Source organism: Actinoplanes sp. NPDC051470 (assembly GCF_040682035.1).
Lineage (GTDB): Bacteria > Actinomycetota > Actinomycetes > Mycobacteriales > Micromonosporaceae > Actinoplanes.
In genome coordinates this window covers 101,188-120,002 of the sequence record NZ_JBFBAA010000012.1, presented here as the reverse complement: position 1 = coordinate 120,002, position 18,815 = coordinate 101,188, and the positions used below count along the sequence as shown (strand labels likewise).

Here is an 18,815-nt window from a genome sequence, read left to right as displayed (position 1 = left end):
TCACACAAGCCCAGGCCCCAGCTCCGGGCGCCACATCAACCAACGCTCCTCACACGAGCACCAGCGAGCGCAACAAGGAAGCCCCGGTCGACCGAACGCGCCGCAATGCCGCGCATACCCGCACCAGCAAGCGACCTAGCGACAACACACGCGAGCAGAAGCACGGCGGCGAGAGCCGTGTTGCCTATACGCGCTCAGAGCAAAGGGCAACGAGTGCGCTGCTCAACGCCACGGCACAACGGAAGCGCACGACTGTCGGCGACCTGAAGCGTGAAGTACTGACACGGCATCCGGAAACCGCTACCGGCCGCCGCGACCTAAGGCCTCCCAGAGCGCGACCACCAAGCCAACGCAGGCCAAGGCGAGCACCGCACACGACATCACGCTCAGCGACAAATGCAGCCACCTCAAGCCAGGCGAACCGCAACCTGAAGCCCCCGCCCCAGCCCCCACGGTGACCAAAGAACGGAGCCGGGCGAAAGGCCGCCACCGCAGGCAAACAGAACGGCCCGCCAACTGGCGGGCCGTTCGAAGAAACCAAAAACGTCAGCGACGCTTCTTACCCCCAGGCCGATTCCCGGACGCCCCAGGACGCCCGCCACGGTTGGTGTTCCGCCCCGAGGTGGGACGGGCACCCGGCCGCGGCGCCGAAGCCGCCATGGCCGACGAGTTGACCGGGGCGTCGTCCGGCACCGGCGCCACCTCTTCGTCCGAGGCGTCCGCGGAGTCCGAGGCGCCCGGGGAGCCGGACGCGGCGGAGACCGACGACTTGGTGCTCTTCTTGCGCTCCGACCTCGGGGCCACGTCGCCCGAGCGGGCCGATCCCCGGCGGGCCAGGACTCGGGCCGTGTGGGACTTGATGCGGGGCTCCTGGTCCTTCAGGGCCGTCAGCAGCGGCGCCGCGAACATGATCGACGACAGGACGCCGAGGCCCATGCCGACGAAGAGGACCAGGCCGAGGTCTTTCAGGGTGCCCGCCCCGAGCAGGCCGGCGCCGATGAAGAGGAGGCCACCGACCGGGAGCAGGGCGACCAGGCCCGTGTTGATGGAACGCATCAGGGTCTGGTTGACCGCCAGGTTGGTCGCCTCGGAGTAGGTGCGGGTGCTGCCGGCGGTGATTCCCCGGGTGTTCTCCTGGACCTTGTCGAACACCACGACCACGTCGTAGAGCGAGAAGCCCAGAATCGTGAGGAAGCCGATCACCGTCGACGGGGTCACCTCGAAGCCGACCAGCGAGTAGACGCCGGCGGTGAGGATCAGGTCGAGCAGCAGTGACGAGACGGCCGCGGCCGCCATGCGCCATTCGAAGCGGATGACCAGGTACGCCATGACGAGCACCAGGAACACCGCGAGGCCGATGAGGGCCTGCCGGGTGACCTGGCCGCCCCAGGCCGCGGAGACGCGGTTGTCGCTGACCTCGCCGGCCGGCACGCCCAGGTCGGCGACCAGCGCGGACTTCACCGCGGTGGACTCCTCCTGGGTGAGGGCCGAGGTGCGCACCGAGTAGGTCGCGTCGGGGCCGTTGCCCAGCTGCTGGGCCGCGGTGACCTGGGCTTCCTCGGCGACGCCGGCGGTGGAGATGGCGCGCTCGACGGCGGTCTGCGCTTCCTCCTTGGTGCCGACGTCGGCCGGCATGATGATCTGGGTGCCGCCGGAGAACTCGATGCCGAGTTCGAAGCCCCGGAACACGAAGCTGCCGATCGCGATGAGGACGAGGACGGCGGCCGCGATGAACCAGGTGTTGCGGCGGCCCACGATGTTGATGTTCGCTTCGCCCCGGTAGAGGCGATCGGCGAGTCCCTGCTTGGCCATGTCAGGCCTCCTTCACGCGCCGGCCCTTGACCGGCTCGTCGGTGGTGGCGTTTTTCAGGACACGGCCGAGGCCGCTGACCCGTGGCGACAGGAACGCCTTGGTGTTCGCGAACAGCGTCATGATCGGGTGGCGGAACAGGAACACCACGACGAGGTCGAGGATCGTGGAAAGGCCCAGCGCGAACGCGAAGCCCTGGACCACGCCCACCGACACGACGTAGAGCACCACGGCGGCCATGATCGTGATGGTGTTCGCGGAGATGATGGTACGCCGCGCCCGGGCCCAGGCTCGGGGCACCGCGCTTCGCGGACTTCGACCCTCGTGGATCTCGTCCTTGAGTCGTTCGAAGTAGATGACGAACGAGTCGGCGGCGACACCCAGCGACACGATGAAACCGGCGATGCCGGCGAGGGTCAGGGTGAACCCGGTGGAGCGGCCGAGCGCGACGAGCGCGGCGAAGGTCAGCAGACCCGAGAGGATCAGGCTGAGGAAGATCACCGTGCCGAGCAGGCGGTAGTAGAAGAACGCGTAGATCGCGACCAGCGCCATGCCGATGCCGGCGGCGAGCAGGCCGGCCTCGAGCTGCTCGATGCCGAGCGTGGCCGAGACGGTCTGGGCGGTGGCCGGTTCGAAGGTGACCGGCAGCGCGCCGTACTTGATCTGGTTGGCCAGCTCGCGGGCCGAGACCGGGGTGAACTGGCCGGTGATCTGGGACTGGCCGGAGAGGACGCCCTGGATCTCCGGCGCCGAGATGATCTCCTTGTCGAGCACCACGGCGACGAGGCAGTGGGTCGCGCCGGAGGAGACCGCCTGGGCGGCGGTGAGGCAGGTGTCGCCGCTGGCCGGCGTGAACGCCTCACGGGTCAGCGCGGTCCACTTGGCCTGGCCGGCCGAGGTGAAGTCGAGCGAGACGACCCACTGGCCCTGCTGCTGGTCGAGCTGCGGGCTGGCGGTGGCGATGTCGGTGCCGACCACCTTGGCCACGTCGAGCAGCATCTTGGCGCCGCTCTGGCAGGTGGTGACCTGCGACTTGGCGTCGTCGATGGCACCGTTGGGACGCCCGTTGAGCTGGTCGCAGCTGATCGTCGGGACGAAGTACTGCATCTGCGGGGAGAGCGCGTTGACCTCGGGGCCGCTGAGCGTGTTGAACGGCGCGAACTGCTTGCCCGCGGTGGGGTTGGTCTGCAGGTCGACCGGGGCCGTGAGCTTGGCCGCGGCGGCGTAGATGGCCGGGCCGACCTTCTTCTCGACCTGGGCGATCAGCGCCTTCTTGTCGGCGGGCACCGGCTCGGCGGACCCGGACGGCGACGGCGCCGGAGCGGGCGCGGCCGACGCGGGGGCGCTCGGCGGGGTGCTGGGGGCGGGCGCCTTCTCGAGCTCGCCGCCACCCTGGCCGCCGCTGCCACCGGACGGGGCCGGCGGGGCGGGGGCGCTGGGCGCGCCGCCGGAGGCGCCGGGCGCCGGGGCGGACGGCGCGGCGCTGGGCTGCGGCGGGTTGATCGCCTGCGCGGCCACGTCGCCGGTCGCCTGGAGGACCTTGCGGAAGCGCATCTGCGCCGCCTGGCCCACGTTCTTCAGCTCGTCGTTGCCCTCACCGGCGAGCGACACCACGATGTTGCGGTTGCCCTCGATGACCACCTCGGCCTCGGAGACGCCGAGCGCGTTGACCCGGCTCTCGATGATCCGCCGGGCCTCTTCCATGCTCGCCTGGGAGGGCGCCTGGCCGTTGGATTCCAGCGACGCCACGTAGGTGGCCTGGGTGCCACCGATGAGGTCGAGGCCGAGCTTGGGGTGCAGGCGTTCGGAGATCGGCCCCTTGGCGCCGAAGCCGAAGAAGGCCACGAGATAGAGGATGATGAAGATCAGGCCGAGCACGGCGAGTTGCCGCCCGGGATGTTGCTGCCCCTGTGGTGGTCGTGCCACGGCTGTGAATCTCCCTAGTACGGAATGGGCCGGCGAGGTGGGGTGGGCATGACGGACATCGCCGACAGCCCGCGCCGCGACGATTATGCCTATTTTTCACATCGTCGGCTGCCCCGTCACGCTTGGGGCAGCCGACGGAAGGGGTCAGTCGTTCTTGCGGGTCTCGACGACCGGGCTGACCGGCTCGTCCGAGACCGGAACCTCGGGCTCGGGCTCGGGCTCCTCGACCGAGTTCTGGGTCAGAACACGGGCGATGGCCGGCCGGGCGAAACGGGCGTGGACGCCGGGCGAGATCTCCACGGTGACCACGTCGTCGTCGACCGAGACCACGGTCGCGTGCAGACCGCCGATGGTGACGATCTCGTCGCCGGGGCCGAGGGACGACTGCATCGCCTGGGCCTCACGACGCCGCTTCTGCTGCGGGCGGATCATCATGAAATACATGACGGCAAAGAGCAGGACGATGAGCACGAGCGGCATGAAGCTGCCGCCGCCCTGTGCTGCCGCTGCGAAATTTGGCACGAGAAAGCCTTCCTGGGGGATACACATCCCACTCGATCGGCGGCGAGTCTAATCCCTCTAGCTGGGAAGTCCCTACGCGGCACTGGTATCGGTCCGATTACAGCGGGTTTTCCGCCATCCCCCTAACGGGTGTCATCGCGGGCGAAGAGGTCGGCCTGCACGGCCCGCCCGTCCGACGGCGGTGTCTTGCCCAGGTGCAGCCAGCCCGCCTCGGTGGCGACCCGGCCCCGCGGCGTACGCGCCAGCAGCCCCGCACGCACCAGGAACGGCTCGCACACCTCTTCCACCGTGTCGGACTGCTCGCCGACCGCCACGGCCAGCGTGGACAGCCCCACCGGCCCGCCCCGGAACGACTCGATCAGCGCCCGCAGCACCGCCCGGTCGAGCCGGTCGAGCCCGAGCGCGTCGACGTCGTAGACCTTGAGCGCCGCGCGCGCCGCGTCGTGGGTGACCACGCCGTCGCCCCGGACCTCGGCGTAGTCACGGACCCGGCGGAGCAGCCGGTTGGCGATGCGCGGCGTGCCCCGGGAGCGTCCGGCGATCTCGCGGGCGCCGTCGGCCGTGATCGGCACGCCGAGGATCCGTGCCGAGCGGTGCAGCAGGGCGTCGAGGTCGTCCGGCGAGTAGAAGTCGAGGTGGGCGACGAAGCCGAACCGGTCGCGCATCGGCCCGGACAGCAGCCCGGCCCGGGTGGTCGCGCCGACCAGGGTGAACGGTTCCACGTCGAGCGGGATCGCGGTGGCGCCCGGTCCTTTGCCGACGATCACGTCGACCCGGAAGTCTTCCATCGCGCTGTAGAGCAGTTCTTCGGCCGGCTTGGCGATGCGGTGGATCTCGTCGATGAACAGCACGTCGCCTTCGGCCAGACCGGTCAGGATGGCGGCCAGGTCGCCGGACCGCTCGATCACCGGGCCGCTGGTGGTGCGGATGCCGCTCCCCAGTTCGGCCGCCACGATGTTGGCCAGGGTGGTCTTGCCGAGGCCGGGCGGGCCGGAGAGCAGGATGTGGTCGGGTGGGGTGCCGCGTTTCAGGGCGCCCTGCAGCAGCAGGTCGAGCTGGTCGCGGACCCGGTGTTGAGCGATGAAGTCGGCGAGCCGGCGGGGCCGGACGCTGGCTTCCGCGTCGAGGTCGTTCTCGTCGGCTTCGGGAGAGACCAGATCGTCGTTCATCGGGTACGCCCGAGCAGGCGGATCGCCTGACGGAGCAGCACGGGCACGGGTGGCACCTCACCGTCGACGGTCTCGGCGACCGCGGCCACCGCCTGGTCGGCCTGCGACGCCGTCCAGCCCAGGGCGAGCACACCCTGCCGGACCTGGTCCTGCCAGTCGCCGGGCCGGAGCGGGCCGGTGGCCGCCGCGCCGAGCACGCCGACCGGGCCGATCTTGTCGCGGAGTTCGAGGACCATCCGCTCGGCGCCCTTCTTGCCGATGCCCGGGACCTTGGTCAGCGCGGTCAGGTCGCCGCCGCTGATCGCCCGGCGTACGGCATCGGGGTGATGGACCGCGAGCACCGCCTGAGCGAGACGTGGTCCCACCCCGCTCGCCGTCTGGAGCAGCTCGAAGAGCTGTTTCTCGTCGTCGTCGGCGAAGCCGTAGAGGGTGAGCGAGTCTTCCCGGACCACCAGGCTCGCCGCCAGCCGGGTCTCATGGCCCGGCTTGAGCCCGGCCAGCGTGCCGGGCGCGCACTGCAGCTGCATCCCGACCCCGCCGACCTCGATCACGGCGCTGTCCGGCGCGATCGACGCGACCACTCCCCGTACGCTGGCGATCATCGAACCCCTCCCCTGACCCGGCGCTGGGCCGTACGCTGCGCGGCCGCGATCTGCTTGGCCTTGGCCGCCGCCGCCTCGATGCGGGCCCGGGTGCCGCCACGCCAGATGTGGCAGATGGCGAGGGCGAGGGCGTCGGCGGCGTCGGCCGGCTTGGGTGGCTCGTCGAGCCCGAGCAGCCGGGTGACCATCGAGGTGACCTGGGCCTTGCCCGCCGTGCCGGAGCCGGTGACCGCCGCCTTGACCTCGCTCGGCGTGTAGGTCTGCACGGGCAGCCGGGCGCGCGACCCGGCCAGGATCGCGACCGCGCTGGCCTGGGCCGTGCCCATCACCGTCCGGACGTTGTGCTGGGAGAACACCCGCTCGACGGCCACGCTCTCGGGCTGATGTTCGGTGACCAGCTCGGCCAGCGACTCGTCGAGGTGGAGCAGCCGCAGCGCGATGTCGTCGTCGGGCTCGGTGTAGACCACGTAGTAGGCGACCAGCTTGCACTGCCGGCCCGGCACACCCTCGACGACGCCGACGCCGCAGCGGGTGAGCCCCGGGTCGATGCCGAGCACGCGCATCAGCGGCAACCTCCTGTACGTATGTTCGACGACAGTAGTGGATGGCGCATCTTGCGGCACCAGCGACACACCTCCAAGCTGAGACGTGTATCTCGTCCCGCCGATGGCCGACGAACCTCCCCAGGAGTTCGTCGAGTTCGTCGCGGACCGTCTGCCGTGGATGACCGCGGAGGCGAATCGTCTGACCGACGGGGCCGACCAGGCCGCCGGCATCGCCGCCCTGGTGCTCAGCGATTTGGCTCTGCACTGGCGCCGGCTGGGCCTGCGCGCCCGCCTCTCCCACGCCGACGAGGCGCGCGCGTTCACCGTCCGGCGGCTTCAGCTGCGGAGCAAGCAGTGGCGGGACGACCAGATCTACCAGGTCGAGGTGCGGGTGCTGCGGCCGGTTTACCAGGTGGCGTACTACCCGGCGAGCTACGCCGCCCGTAAGGCCGAGGTGCTGGCGTCGACGGTCCGCTCGTCGACCGCGCCGATGGCCGAGGCCGCGATCGCGTGGACGTACGCCCGGCGCCGGGCCCAGATCCACAAGATCGTGCGTACGGTCATCGTCATCGTGGTGACGATCGGCGTCTTCCTCAGCCTGATCCCGAGCAACCCGGACTACTACTAGTAGCGGAAGCCGGCCACCAGCGCGTTGAGGTCGCCCGACATCCGGGCCAGCTCGGTGGTCGCCTGCCGGGTGTCGGCCACGCTCTGGCTGGTCACCATCGTCGCGTCGGCGACCACGATGATGTTCCGGGCGATCTCGTTGGTGCCCGCCGCCGCCTCGCTCACGCTGCGGTTCATCTCGCTGGTGGTGGCGGTCTGCTCCTCCACGGCCGAGGCGATCGTGGTCTGGAAGTCGCTGATCCGCGCGATCACCGACGAGATCTCCTCGATCGCGCTGACCGCGCCGGAGGTGTCGGCCTGGATCGCCTCGATCCGGCGGGAGATGTCCTCGGTGGCCCGGGCGGTCTCCTGCGCCAGGTCCTTGACCTCGGACGCGACCACGGCGAACCCCTTGCCGGCGTCACCGGCGCGGGCGGCCTCGATGGTGGCGTTCAGGGCCAGCAGGTTGGTCTGCTCGGCGATCGCGGTGATCACCTTGATCACGTTGCCGACCTCGGCCGACGACTCGCCCAGCTTGTTCATGGTCTGCGAGGTGGCGGTGGTGACGCTGACCGCCTCGGCCGCCACCCGCGCGGCCTCGGTGGCGTTCTGCGAGATCTCCCGGATGGAGGCGCCCATCTCCTCGCCGCCGGCCGAGACGGTCTCGACGCTGCGGGACACCTCCTCGGCCGCGGCGGAGGCGGCCCGGGCCTGGGTGGAGGCGTTCTGCGCGGAGGCTTCGATCTGCTCGGCGGTGCTGCTCATCTCCTCGGCGGCCCCGGCCAGCGAGGTGGCCGAGCCGTCGATGGTGCGTACCGTGCCGCGCAGGTTCTCGATCGCGGCGTCCAGCGACTGGGCCATCCGGCCGGGCTCGTCCCGGGAGACCACCCCGCTGGTCCGGGTCAGGTCGCCGGCCGCCAGCGCGTCGCAGACACCCTGCACCCGGCGCAGCGACGCGACGATCCGCCGGGCCACCATCAGGCCGAGCACCAGCGCCAGCACCGAGCCGAGCACCATGACCAGGATCGAGGTGAGCCGCCCGGTGTCGTAGCCGTTCGCGGCCGAGGCGGCGTTCGCGGCCGCGACCGTGCGCTCCGACCGATCCAATTCCTCGAGATAGCTGTCGACCTGTTTCATCAGCGGCGTGACCCGCTCGTCCCGGGTCTTCGCCCAGGCGGCGAGGTCGTCGCGGGCGCCGGCCGGGAACAGGTCGTTCTGGGCGATCGTGACGTAGGACCGGAAGGCGGTGTCCAGGGCCGCGACGGTGGCCGGGTTGCCGGCCGGCTCGCTGTCGCGGTACAGCGCCAGCGCCTGCTCGTACTCGTCGACACGGGAGGCGAAGCCCTGGGCGTACGACCGCATGTCGGCATCGTTCTGCGAGATCGCCTGGTTCGCCGCGGCCAGCCGGGCATGCACGATCGCCGCCTTGACCCGGGACACGCTCTCGAGCCCGCCGAAGTTGCTGGTGTAGATCACCTGCGCCGAGTGGCTGGCGTCGCGCAAGTGCAACAGCCCGACGATCCCCACGACGACCGTGACGGCCACCGCCACGGTGACCGCCAGGACGATCTTCAGATTGACGCCCAGATTCGCGAACCAGCCCACGAACGCACTATCGCGCGCCGTGGGTGGGTCGCGGGACCGAACCGGGAAAGCGGTCAGGCGTCGATCTTGGCCATGACCTCGTCGGAGACGTCGAAGTTGGCGTAGATGTTCTGGACGTCGTCGGAGTCTTCCAGGACGTCGATCAGCTTGAGGACCTTGCGGGCGGCGTCCTCGTCGACCTCGACCGTCATGGTCGGGACCAGGGAGGATTCGGCCGAGTCGTAGTCGATGCCCGCGTCCTGCAGCGCCGTGCGCACCGCGACCAGGTCGGTCGGCTCGCTGACCACCTCGAACGACTCGCCCAGGTCGTTGATCTCCTCGGCGCCGGCCTCCAGCACCGCCATCATCAGGTCGTCCTCGGTCAGCTCACCCTTGGGGACGATGATCACGCCCTTGCGGTTGAACAGGTACGACACGCTCCCGGCGTCGGCGAAGGTGCCGCCGTTGCGGGTCAGCGCGGTGCGGACCTCGGTCGCCGCGCGGTTGCGGTTGTCGGTGAGGCACTCGATCAGCAGGGCGACGCCGTTGGGGCCGTAGCCCTCGTACATGATCGTCTGCCAGTCGGCGCCGCCGGCCTCGAGGCCGGAGCCGCGCTTGACCGCGTTGGCGATGTTGTCGTTGGGGACCGAGCTCTTCTTCGCCTTCTGGATGGCGTCGTAGAGCGTGGGGTTACCGGACGGATCACCACCGCCGACCCGGGCCGCGACCTCGACGTTCTTGATCAGCTTGGCGAACATCTTGCCGCGCTTGGCGTCGATGACGGCCTTCTTGTGCTTGGTCGTCGCCCACTTGGAGTGGCCGGACATGCGTTACCTCCGTGTGAATCCGTCGTTCGTCAGGCGGCCCGGCGGACCATCTCGACGAAGTACCGGTGCACGCGAAGGTCGCCGGTGAGCTCCGGGTGGAAAGCCGTGGCGAGCAGGTTGCCCTGCCGGACGGCGACAATCCTACCGGCGGCCGGGCCGGCTGTGACGCGGCCCATCACCTGCACCTCCGGTCCCACCTGCTCAACCCACGGCGCCCGGATGAAGACCGCCTCGAATGGCCCGCCCGAGATGTCGGAGATGTCGACCGGGCCCTCGAATGATTCGACCTGCCGCCCGAACGCGTTGCGCCGGACCGTCATCTCGATGCCGCCGAAGGTCTCCTGGTCGGGCCGTCCGTCCAGCACCGTCGAGGCCAGCATGATCATTCCGGCGCAGGAGCCGTACACCGGCATCCCGCCGGCGATCCGCTTGCGGATCGGCTCCAGCAGCTCGAACGTGATGGCCAGCTTGCTCATCACGGTCGACTCGCCGCCCGGGATGATCAGGGCGTCGACCGCGTCCAGCTCCTCGGGCCGGCGCACCGGAAGCGCGCCGGCCCCGCATGACGACAGGGCCTCGGCGTGCTCCCGGACCGAACCCTGCAACGCCAGGACGCCGATGGAGAAGGTCACCAGCCACGCTCGGCGAGCCGGTGCGGCTGCGGCACCTCTTCCACGTTGATGCCGACCATGGCCTCGCCCAGACCGCGGGAGACCTTGGCGATCATCTCGGGGTCGTCGTGGAACGTGGTGGCCTTGACGATCGCGGCGGCGCGCTGGGCCGGGTTGCCGGCCTTGAAGATGCCCGAGCCGACGAAGACGCCCTCGGCGCCGAGCTGCATCATCATGGCCGCGTCGGCCGGGGTGGCGATGCCGCCCGCGGTGAACAGCACAACCGGCAGCTTGCCCGCCTCGGCCACCTCCTTGACCAGCTCGTACGGCGCCTGCAGCTCCTTGGCCGCGACATAGAGCTCATCCGGAGGGAGGTTCTGCAGCCGGCGGATCTGCTGCCGGATCTGGCGCATGTGTGTCGTGGCGTTGGAGACGTCGCCGGTGCCGGCCTCGCCCTTGGAGCGGATCATGGCCGCGCCCTCGGTGATCCGGCGCAGCGCCTCGCCCAGGTTGGTCGCGCCACACACGAACGGCACGGTGAACTGCCACTTGTCGATGTGGTTGGCGTAGTCGGCCGGGGTCAGCACCTCGGACTCGTCCACGTAGTCGACACCGAGCGCCTGGAGCACCCGGGCCTCGACGAAGTGGCCGATCCGGGCCTTGGCCATCACCGGGATGGACACCGCGGCGATGATGCCGTCGATCATGTCGGGGTCGCTCATCCGGGAGACGCCCCCCTGCGCGCGGATGTCGGCGGGGACCCGCTCGAGCGCCATCACGGCGACCGCGCCGGCGTCTTCGGCGATCTTCGCCTGCTCCGGGGTGACCACGTCCATGATCACACCGCCCTTGAGCATCTCGGCCATGCCGCGCTTGACCCGGGCCGTGCCGACCGCCGGCTGCTGCGTCGTGGATGCTGCGCTCTCGGACACTGGATACCGCTCCTCACGCTCGTGGGCTTGCGAGGAGGATTCTAGGAGCGGTGGAAGGGGCCAACGAGGGCCAATCGAGGGGAAGGTGGCCTTCGCCGATCAGGCCGCTTCGACGGCCGCGGCCGGTTGGGCGCGAGGCGCGATGACCACCGGCAGCTCCGGCAGGACCGGCTCGACGATGTCGAAGTACGCCGGTCGCGGGTAGCGCCGGGCCAGCCCGAAGACCCGGACCACCGGGCGCCGCCGGGCGCGCAGGGCGTCACGGACCGTGTCGGTGTGCACCTGGCGGGCCAGCGTCACGCGGCGGCTGGTGGCCACCAGCGCCCGGGTGGCCTCGTCGCCCGGGGGCAGTGGCACGCTCGCCAGCTGGCGGGACAGGTCGTTCTCGGCCGCCTCGCGCCCGTCCGGCGCCGCGTCCAGGGCGAGGCGGGCGGCGGCGTACAGCTCGGCGTTGTCGGTGTGCTCGGCGACCACGGCGGCGGCCGCCGCCCGGCGGAGAAGGTGCTGGTCGAGGGCCCGGAACGCGGAGGCGGAACGGACGTGCACCCGCTCGACCCGGTGGGCGGTCCAATACAGGTACGCGCACAGCACGACGATCACCGCCGCTAAGCCCAGCACCATACGCATGCCGGAATGGTAGTGCGCGTTGGTTTCGAAGAGTTACCGGCCCGAACGTGGTTCCGACCACTCCACGTCGATCACGCGCCCGTCGGTGGCCTCGATCGCCGCGGCGTACACCTCGAGTACCCGCCCGGCTACGCTCGGCCAATCGAAGGCCGCGACCGCCTTGACCGCGTCCGCCGCCAGGTCCTTGCGCCGCGCGGGATCGTCCAGCAACTCGTCCAGCAGGGCGGTGAGCGCGGCCGCGTCGCCGGTCGGGAAGAGCGCCCCGGCCCGGCCGCCGTCCAGCACCCGGCGGAAGGCGTCCAGGTCGCTCGCGGCGACGGTGGTGCCGGCCGCCATGGCCTCGGTGAGGATCATCCCGAAGGACTCACCGCCCGTGTTCGGCGCGACGTAGACATCCACGCTGCGTAACATTCTCGCCTTGTCCTGCTCGCTGACCAGCCCGAGGAACTCGACCCGGTCACGAACGTCGGCCGGGAACAGGTCGTAGAGGTCGGCGCGGTCGCCGGGGCCGGCCACCAGCAGCCGCAGCCCGGGCCGGCGCCGGGCCAGCGTGACGAACGCCGTACGCAGGATCGGAAAGCCCTTGCGTGACTCGGTGAACCGGCCCAGGAAGCCCAGCGTGCCGCCCTCGCCGGGCCAGCCGGGCAGCGGTTCGGCCCCGGCGAACTTGGCCACCGCGACCCCGTTGGGGATCTCCACCGCGCCGCCGCCCAGGTGTTCCACCTGCACCTTGCGGGCGAGCTCACTGACCGCGATCCGCGCGGTGATCTTCTCCATCAACGGCTGCAACATGCCCTGCGCCGCGGCCAGCGCCCGGGACCGGGTCATCGCGGTGTGGAAGGTGGCCACGACCGGGCCACGGGTGCGCAGCACGGCCAGCATCGACAGGCTGAGCACGAACGGCTCGTGCACATGGAGCACGTCGAAATCGCCGCGGGACAGCCAGCGCCGGACCCGCGCCGACGAGACCGGGCCGAACGAGATGCGGGCCACCGAACCGTTGTACGGGAAACGCACCGCCCGGCCGGCCGGCACGACATAGGGCGGGTGCTCGGCGTCCTCGTCGGCCGGGGCCAGCACGGAGACCTCGTGGCCCAGCCCGATCAGCGCCTCAGCCAGGTCGACGATGTGGTTCTGCACCCCGCCGGGCACGTCGAACGAGTACGGCGACACGATCCCGATCCGCACGCCCCACCCCTCACAACCACAGCTTCTGGAGCATGTGCCAATCCTGCGGATGCTCCGCGATGCCGATCGCGAACGAGTCGGCCAGCCGCTGGGTGACCAGCTTGACCCGTTCCGTCAGGGTGCCCTCGGCCGGGTCGGGCAGCTCGATGCGGCGCAGCCGGCCCACCGCCCGCCCGGGCTCGAACCACATGTCAACGGCATAGAGAGGCGCCCGGGTACGCAGCGCGAGCAGCGCCGGGCCGGGCGGCATCCGGGTCCGCCCGCCGAAGAACTCCACCTCGACGCCGCGCGACGACAGGTCACGCTCGCTGAGCAACGCCACCGCCCAGCCCTGCCCGGCCCGCTCGGCCAGCACGTCGATCGGCGGCCGGGGCGAGCCGGTCAGCGGGACGACCTCCATGCCCAGCGCCTCGCGGTAGGCCATGAACTGCTTGTAGACCTTCTCGGGCTTGAGCCGCTCGGCCACCGTGACCAGCCTGAACCCGTTGGCCGAGACCCAGGCCGCGGCGGCGTCCCAGTTGCCGGCGTGCGGCAGCGCCATGATGGCCCCGTTGCCCTCGGCCAGCACCTTCTCGAACTCACCCTCGGGCTCCAGGCGGAACCCGGCCAGGTGGTCGGCCCGGCTGCGGGAGGGCAGGCGGAAGGCCTCCATCCAATACCGGGCGTACGAGCGCAGCCCGTCGCGTACCAGCGTCTCGTCGAGATCGGGACCCACCACCTGCTGAAGGTTGCGACGCAGCCGCTGGGTCCCCGGCCCGTTCGTCCGCCAGGAGCGGTCGGCGGCGGCCGTGAACAACCGCCGGGCCACCCCCAGGGGCATGGCCCGGACCAGCCGCCAGCCCGCCGCGAACCCCAGCTCGGTCAGCCTGTCCTTCACTCGGCGGGCACCTTGTCGCTGCGGGCGGCGTGGATCAGCCTCTGGAAGACCGTGAACGCGCTCAGCACGGCCAGCACCCAGAGCGCCGCGGGCAGGCCCCAGTCGAGCCCGAACCCGCTGAGCAGGCCACCGACGCCGACGACGATCAGCCGCTCGGCGCGCTCGGCCAGGCCCACGTCGGCGTTCAGGCCGAGGCTCTGGGCGCGCGCCTTCACATATGACACCACCTGGCCGGCGGCCAGGCAGATGACCGCGGCGACCATGCCGTTGTACGGGTTGTCCTGCCCGAACAGGTACCAGAAGACCGCGCCGAAGATGGCCGCGTCGGCGATCCGGTCCATCGACGAGTCGAGCAGCGCGCCGAACGTGCCGGCCGGCCCCCGCATGCGGGCCATCGTGCCGTCGAGCATGTCGGTGAGCGCGAAGAACGTGACGACCAACGCCCCCGCTATCAGATGGCCGCGGGCGCCGAGCGCCAGTGCCCCGATCACCACGCCGACGGTGCCCGCTACCGTGACGGCGTTCGGTGACACCCCCCGGCGCAGCAGGAATCGCGCGGTCGGGTCGACCACATGGGCGAGGACGAGGCGGGCGGGGACGCTGAAGATCTTTGCCATGGCGGTCACCACTGTATCGGCGCGCTGATCCGGCCGCATCGGCCCTGATGTCATCAGCACGGCTCGGATGACTACAAGGGGTTGCGGCACGCGTACCGCGGGGTGTGGGATCTCACAATAGCGTCGTAACACCCGGGAAACGGAGGTGCGCTGGCATGGCGCAGAAGACTTCGGAAAAGGGGGTCACCGGCGCTGCTGCGCCGGTGGTGACCGAGCCAGGCAGAGTTCGCAACGTGGTGCTGGTGGGCCACTCCGGTTCGGGGAAGACGACGCTGGTCGAGGCGCTGCTCGCCGCCACGTCGACGATCCCGAGGACGGGTACGGTCGCCGACGGCACCACGGTCACCGACCACGATCCGGCGGCCGTACGGCAACAGCGTTCCGTGGCCCTGTCCTGTGCTCCGCTCGTCCACGACGGGGTGAAGATCAACCTGCTCGACACCCCCGGCTACGCCGACTTCGTCGGGGAGCTCCGGGCCGGCCTGCGGGCCGCCGACGCCGCGCTCTTCGTGGTCTCGGCGGTCGACGGGGTGGACGCGGCGACGACCGCGCTCTGGGCCGAGTGCGCCGCGGTGGGCATGCCCCGCGCGGTGGCGATCACCCGGCTCGACCACCCTCGCGCCGACTTCGACGAGACCCTGGCCGACTGCCAGGACGCGTTCGGCGAGAACGTGATGACGATCTACCGCCCGATGCTGGGCGACGACGGCGCCTCCATCGCCGGGCTGCTCGGCCTGGTCACGCTGCGGGTGCTCGACTACTCGGCCGGCTACCCGCCCCAGGTCGGCCAGGCCGAGCCGGCCCACCTGACCCCGATCGAGGAGGACCGCAACGCGCTGATCGAGGGGATCATCGCCGAGTCCGAGGACGAGTCCCTGATGGACCGTTACCTCGGCGGCGAGACCGTCGGTCCGGATGTGCTGGTCCCCGACCTGGAGAAGGCGGTGGCCCGCGGCCACTTCTACCCGGTCATCCCGGTCTGCTCAGCCACCGGCGTCGGCCTCGACGCGCTGCTCGACGGCCTGGTCTCCGGCGCGCCCTCGCCCCTGGAGCACGACCTGCCCCTGGTCACCGGCGTGGACGGCTCGCCCAAGGCGCCACTCACCTGCGACCCGGACGGCCCGCTGGTCGCCGAGGTCGTGAAGACCACCATCGACCGGCACGTCGGCCGGGTCTCCCTGGTGCGGGTCTTCTCGGGCACGCTCACCCCCGAGTCGGTGGTGCACGTCTCCGGGCACGGCCTGGCCGAACGCGGCCATCCCGACCACGACGCGGACGAGCGGGTCGCCCACATCTACTCCCCGCTCGGCGCCCAGCTGCGCGAGACGGGCCGCTGCATCGCCGGCGACATCTGCGCGATCACCAAGTCGGGCAGCGCCGAGACCGGCGACACGCTGTCCGGCAAGGACGACCCGATGCTGATGGCGCCGTGGACGATGCCCGAGCCGCTGCTGCCGATCGCGGTGGTCGCCAAGACCCGGTCCGATGAGGACGCCCTGGCCAAGAACCTGGCCCGGCTGGTCGCGGGCGACCCGACGCTGCGGCTCGAACGCAACGCCGACACCCACCAGCTGGTCCTGTGGTGCATGGGCGAGTCGCACGCCGACGTGGTCCTCGACCGGCTCCGGGCCGGCGGCGTCGAGCTCGACACCGAGCCGGTCAAGGTGTCCCTGCGCGAGACGTTCGGCAGCGCCGCCAAGGGTCACGGCCGGCACGTCAAGCAGAGCGGCGGCCACGGTCAGTACGCGATCTGCGACATCCACGTCGAGCCCCTCCCCCGCGGGTCCGGTTTCGAGTTCGCCGACAAGGTGGTGGGCGGTGCGGTGCCGCACAACTACATCCCGTCGGTCGAGAAGGGCGTCCGGGCCCAGCTCGAGAAGGGCATCGCGGCCGGTTATCCGGTCGTCGACCTGAAGGTGACGCTCTACGACGGCAAGGCGCACAGCGTCGACTCGTCGGATGCCGCGTTCCAGACGGCCGGGGCGCTGGCCCTGAAGGAGGCCGCCGCCGCGGCCGAGGTGGTGCTGCTGGAGCCGGTGGACGAGGTCGTGGTCCGGGTCCCCGACGAGTACGTCGGCGCGGTGATGAGCGACCTCTCCGGCCGGCGGGGCCGGCCGCTCGGCACGGAGGCCGACGAGACCGGGGAGTTCAGCCTGGTGCGGGCCGAGGTGCCGGCCACCGAACTGATCCGGTACGCGGTGGAGCTGCGCGCCATCTCCTCCGGGGCCGGAACCTTCAGCCGCACGTACGCCCGCCATGAGCCGATGCCGTCCCAGGTGGCCGACGCGGTCCTGAAGGAGCACGCGGCCAAGTGATCCCACCGGCGGCCGGCCACTCAGTGGGCGGCCGCCGGCAGCTCCTCATCGGGCAACGTCAGCGCGTTGGCCGCCTCGAAGATCGGCTTGTTCACCGAAGCGATGATCTGCTTGTGCCACGGGTTGAGGCGCAGCGTCCGCATCGCGTAGTTGCGCATCGCGATGCTCAGCCGCCCGCCCGGCACCATCTGACCGGCCATCTTCCGGCCCAGCGCGAGATTCCGCTCGGTGTACGGGCGCAGCGTCCCCTCGTACTCCGCGAACGCGGCCGCGGTGTCGCCGTGCCGGGCCAGCGTCCTAGCCAGCACGTAGGCGCCGCACAGGGCCGTGCTGGTGCCCTGCCCCGACGCCGGTGACGGGCAGAACGCCGCGTCCCCGAGCAATACCACACGGCCGGCCGACCACCGCGGGATATCCACCTGACTGAGACTGTCCACAAAGAAGTCGCCCGCGCCGGAAATTTCCGGGCCCGCCGCGCTACGTTGCCGCCCACCCAGTGCCGGGGTGGGGGTGGCGGCGGGGCCCGCGCCACCGCTCAAGATCGAACTCGCGCCGGGCGCCTCGCCGAGGATCGAACTCGCCCCGGGCGCCTCGCCGGGGATCGAACTCGGGCCGGGCGCCTCGGCGAGGATCGATTCGAGCAGCCGCGGCACCTGCCAGCCGTCGCCGGCGAACTTCGACGCCACCAGTTCGCGGGTGACAGTCGAGCGCGGCAGCTCGGGCGACGCGAAGATCATCCCCGCCTTGGCCGGCTCGTCGGGCCCGGTGCTGTAGAGGAACACCATCCGCCCGGGCACCGCCCAGAACACCTCCTCACGGTCGAGCCGCAGGTCGTTGGGGACCGTGGCGATCGACAGGTAGGCGCCGAGGTGCCGCAACGGGGCGTCCAGCCCGGCCAGCCGACGGGTCGCCGAATGCAACCCGTCCGCGCCCACGATCACGTCGAAGCGCCGCTCCAGCCCGCTCTCGAATACCACGTCGCCGTCCGGCGAGATCGAGGCGATCGCGTCGCCGTAGCGGAACTCGGTGACCGGCGCCGCCGCCTCGGCCAGGATCCGGACCAGGTCGCCGCGCATCACCTCGATGTCGTCGCCGCGCCGGCCCATCAGCAGGTTCGCGTCGAGGGCGGCCACCTTGCCACCGGTCGGTGTCACGTAGGTGACCTGCCGCATCCCGGTGTCCCGGGCCCGGGCCGCCGGGTAGACGCCGGTCCGCTTGAGGACCTCGATGGCCGTTCCGCGGACATCCACCTTGTACCCACCGTCGCGCAGGGCGGGCGCCCGCTCGACGATCGTCGGCCGAAGGCCGTGACGGCCCAGCCAGTACGCCAGGAGGGGACCCGCCACGCCGGCCCCCGAGATCAGCACCTCTCGACTCCTCATGCGAGTTACTATACAAACGTCTTACACGTTTGTATAGATCCTAGGATGAGAGCCATGGGGCATCGCGAGGACCTGCTGGCCGGCGCACGGCGCTGCCTGTCCGAGAAGGGCTACGCCCGCACCACCGCGCGCGACATCGTGGCCGTGTCGGGCACCAACCTGGGCTCCATCGGCTACCACTACGGCTCGACCAAGGCCCTGATGAACGCGGCCATGCTCAGCGCGGTCGACGAGTGGGGTCAGAAGATCAGCGCCGCGATGGTCACCGACGACAGCGACTCCGGCGACGAGCAGCTGGTCCGGCTGTGGCGCCGGATCATCAGCACGGCCCGGGCCGACCGGGAGCTCTTCATGGCCACGGTCGAGGCCATGGTCCAGGCCGAGCACGCGCCGGAGCTGCGGGAACAGATGGCCGACGGCATCCGGCAGGGCCGCTCGGGCATGGCCGCGATGATCACCGGTCAGGTCGAGGAGTCGATCGACCGCGAGACGGTCAGGACGCTCGGCTCGGTGCAGATGGCGCTGATGTCGGGCGTGCTCATCCAGTGGATGACCGACCCCGAGAACGCCCCGTCGGCCGAAGAGGTCGTGGCCGGGATCAAAGCCCTGGCCGGCGCCTCGACCGGCGCTTCCACCGGGCGGAAGGCCTGACCGGTCGAGCGTACAAAAGAAAGG

At 70.9% G+C, this 18,815-nt stretch carries 18 protein-coding genes; 3 read left to right on the top strand and 15 right to left on the bottom strand.

Annotated features, from left to right (window positions below; all coding sequences use genetic code 11):
• Positions 1–546: 546 nt before the first annotated feature.
• The 6 genes from secF to ruvC form a co-directional block, all read right to left on the bottom strand.
• The gene (gene secF, locus AB0M54_RS22075; protein ID WP_364473404.1) at positions 547–1,812 is read right to left on the bottom strand and encodes a protein translocase subunit SecF; all 1,266 of its coding nucleotides are present in this window, start codon (positions 1,810–1,812) and stop codon (positions 547–549) included.
• A gap of 1 nt (position 1,813) precedes the next feature.
• Positions 1,814–3,736 carry a protein translocase subunit SecD gene (secD, locus tag AB0M54_RS22070; protein ID WP_364473402.1) on the bottom strand — a complete coding sequence of 641 codons (1,923 nt, stop codon included), beginning with the start codon at positions 3,734–3,736 and terminating at the stop codon, positions 1,814–1,816.
• 144 nt (positions 3,737–3,880) lie between these two features.
• Positions 3,881–4,216: a preprotein translocase subunit YajC gene (gene yajC / locus AB0M54_RS22065; protein ID WP_364473546.1), complete on the bottom strand. Its 336-nt coding sequence runs from the start codon at positions 4,214–4,216 to the stop codon at positions 3,881–3,883.
• Positions 4,217–4,380: 164 nt separating this feature from the next.
• On the bottom strand, positions 4,381–5,427 hold the full coding sequence (gene ruvB / locus AB0M54_RS22060; protein ID WP_364323503.1) for a Holliday junction branch migration DNA helicase RuvB: 1,047 nt from the start codon (positions 5,425–5,427) through the stop codon (positions 4,381–4,383).
• Positions 5,424–6,029, bottom strand: coding sequence for a Holliday junction branch migration protein RuvA (gene ruvA / locus AB0M54_RS22055; RefSeq protein ID WP_364323501.1), 606 nt, complete (start codon positions 6,027–6,029; stop codon positions 5,424–5,426). Before ruvA ends, ruvB begins: the two co-directional genes overlap by 4 nt.
• The gene (gene ruvC / locus AB0M54_RS22050) at positions 6,026–6,592 is read right to left on the bottom strand and encodes a crossover junction endodeoxyribonuclease RuvC (RefSeq protein ID WP_364323499.1); all 567 of its coding nucleotides are present in this window, start codon (positions 6,590–6,592) and stop codon (positions 6,026–6,028) included. The genes ruvA and ruvC overlap by 4 nt, the downstream gene beginning before the upstream one ends.
• 103 nt (positions 6,593–6,695) lie before the next feature.
• On the opposite strand from ruvC, the gene AB0M54_RS22045 reads away from it, so the two are divergent.
• Entirely contained in the window at positions 6,696–7,202 is a 507-nt protein-coding gene (locus AB0M54_RS22045) for a hypothetical protein (RefSeq protein ID WP_364323497.1), read from the top strand.
• Here the strand turns inward: AB0M54_RS22045 and AB0M54_RS22040 are convergent.
• The 8 genes from AB0M54_RS22040 to pgsA all read right to left on the bottom strand — a co-directional run bounded on the left by AB0M54_RS22040 (position 7,199) and on the right by pgsA (position 14,443).
• Positions 7,199–8,785 carry a methyl-accepting chemotaxis protein gene (locus tag AB0M54_RS22040; protein ID WP_364323495.1) on the bottom strand — a complete coding sequence of 529 codons (1,587 nt, stop codon included), beginning with the start codon at positions 8,783–8,785 and terminating at the stop codon, positions 7,199–7,201. The genes AB0M54_RS22045 and AB0M54_RS22040 overlap by 4 nt on opposite strands.
• A 53-nt stretch (positions 8,786–8,838) precedes the next feature.
• Positions 8,839–9,591, bottom strand: a complete 753-nt coding sequence (locus tag AB0M54_RS22035; RefSeq protein ID WP_364323493.1) for a YebC/PmpR family DNA-binding transcriptional regulator — start codon at positions 9,589–9,591, stop codon at positions 8,839–8,841.
• Between the two features lie 29 nt (positions 9,592–9,620).
• On the bottom strand, positions 9,621–10,223 hold the full coding sequence (pdxT, locus tag AB0M54_RS22030) for a pyridoxal 5'-phosphate synthase glutaminase subunit PdxT (RefSeq protein WP_364323491.1): 603 nt from the start codon (positions 10,221–10,223) through the stop codon (positions 9,621–9,623).
• Positions 10,220–11,134 carry a pyridoxal 5'-phosphate synthase lyase subunit PdxS gene (gene pdxS / locus AB0M54_RS22025; RefSeq protein ID WP_364323489.1) on the bottom strand — a complete coding sequence of 305 codons (915 nt, stop codon included), beginning with the start codon at positions 11,132–11,134 and terminating at the stop codon, positions 10,220–10,222. The genes pdxT and pdxS overlap by 4 nt, the downstream gene beginning before the upstream one ends.
• A 99-nt stretch (positions 11,135–11,233) precedes the next feature.
• Positions 11,234–11,761 (bottom strand): hypothetical protein, encoded by a 528-nt coding sequence (locus tag AB0M54_RS22020; RefSeq protein WP_364323487.1) that lies wholly within the window; start codon positions 11,759–11,761, stop codon positions 11,234–11,236.
• A gap of 33 nt (positions 11,762–11,794) precedes the next feature.
• Positions 11,795–12,949, bottom strand: coding sequence for a glycosyltransferase family 4 protein (locus tag AB0M54_RS22015; RefSeq protein WP_364323485.1), 1,155 nt, complete (start codon positions 12,947–12,949; stop codon positions 11,795–11,797).
• Positions 12,950–12,959: 10 nt separating this feature from the next.
• Positions 12,960–13,826 (bottom strand): phosphatidylinositol mannoside acyltransferase, encoded by an 867-nt coding sequence (locus AB0M54_RS22010; RefSeq protein WP_364323483.1) that lies wholly within the window; start codon positions 13,824–13,826, stop codon positions 12,960–12,962.
• Complete coding sequence (pgsA, locus tag AB0M54_RS22005; protein WP_364323481.1) at positions 13,823–14,443, bottom strand: phosphatidylinositol phosphate synthase; 621 nt, start codon at positions 14,441–14,443, stop codon at positions 13,823–13,825. The genes AB0M54_RS22010 and pgsA overlap by 4 nt, the downstream gene beginning before the upstream one ends.
• Positions 14,444–14,598: 155 nt before the next feature.
• On the opposite strand from pgsA, the gene AB0M54_RS22000 reads away from it, so the two are divergent.
• Positions 14,599–16,758, top strand: coding sequence for an elongation factor G-like protein EF-G2 (locus tag AB0M54_RS22000; RefSeq protein WP_364323479.1), 2,160 nt, complete (start codon positions 14,599–14,601; stop codon positions 16,756–16,758).
• A gap of 20 nt (positions 16,759–16,778) precedes the next feature.
• On the opposite strand, the gene AB0M54_RS21995 is transcribed toward AB0M54_RS22000, so the two are convergent.
• Positions 16,779–18,140: an FAD-dependent monooxygenase gene (locus AB0M54_RS21995; protein WP_364473400.1), complete on the bottom strand. Its 1,362-nt coding sequence runs from the start codon at positions 18,138–18,140 to the stop codon at positions 16,779–16,781.
• Positions 18,141–18,194: 54 nt separating this feature from the next.
• Here AB0M54_RS21995 and AB0M54_RS21990 point away from each other — a divergent pair, with 54 nt between their 5' ends.
• Entirely contained in the window at positions 18,195–18,791 is a 597-nt protein-coding gene (locus AB0M54_RS21990; RefSeq protein WP_364323475.1) for a TetR/AcrR family transcriptional regulator, read from the top strand.
• Positions 18,792–18,815: the final 24 nt, after the last annotated feature.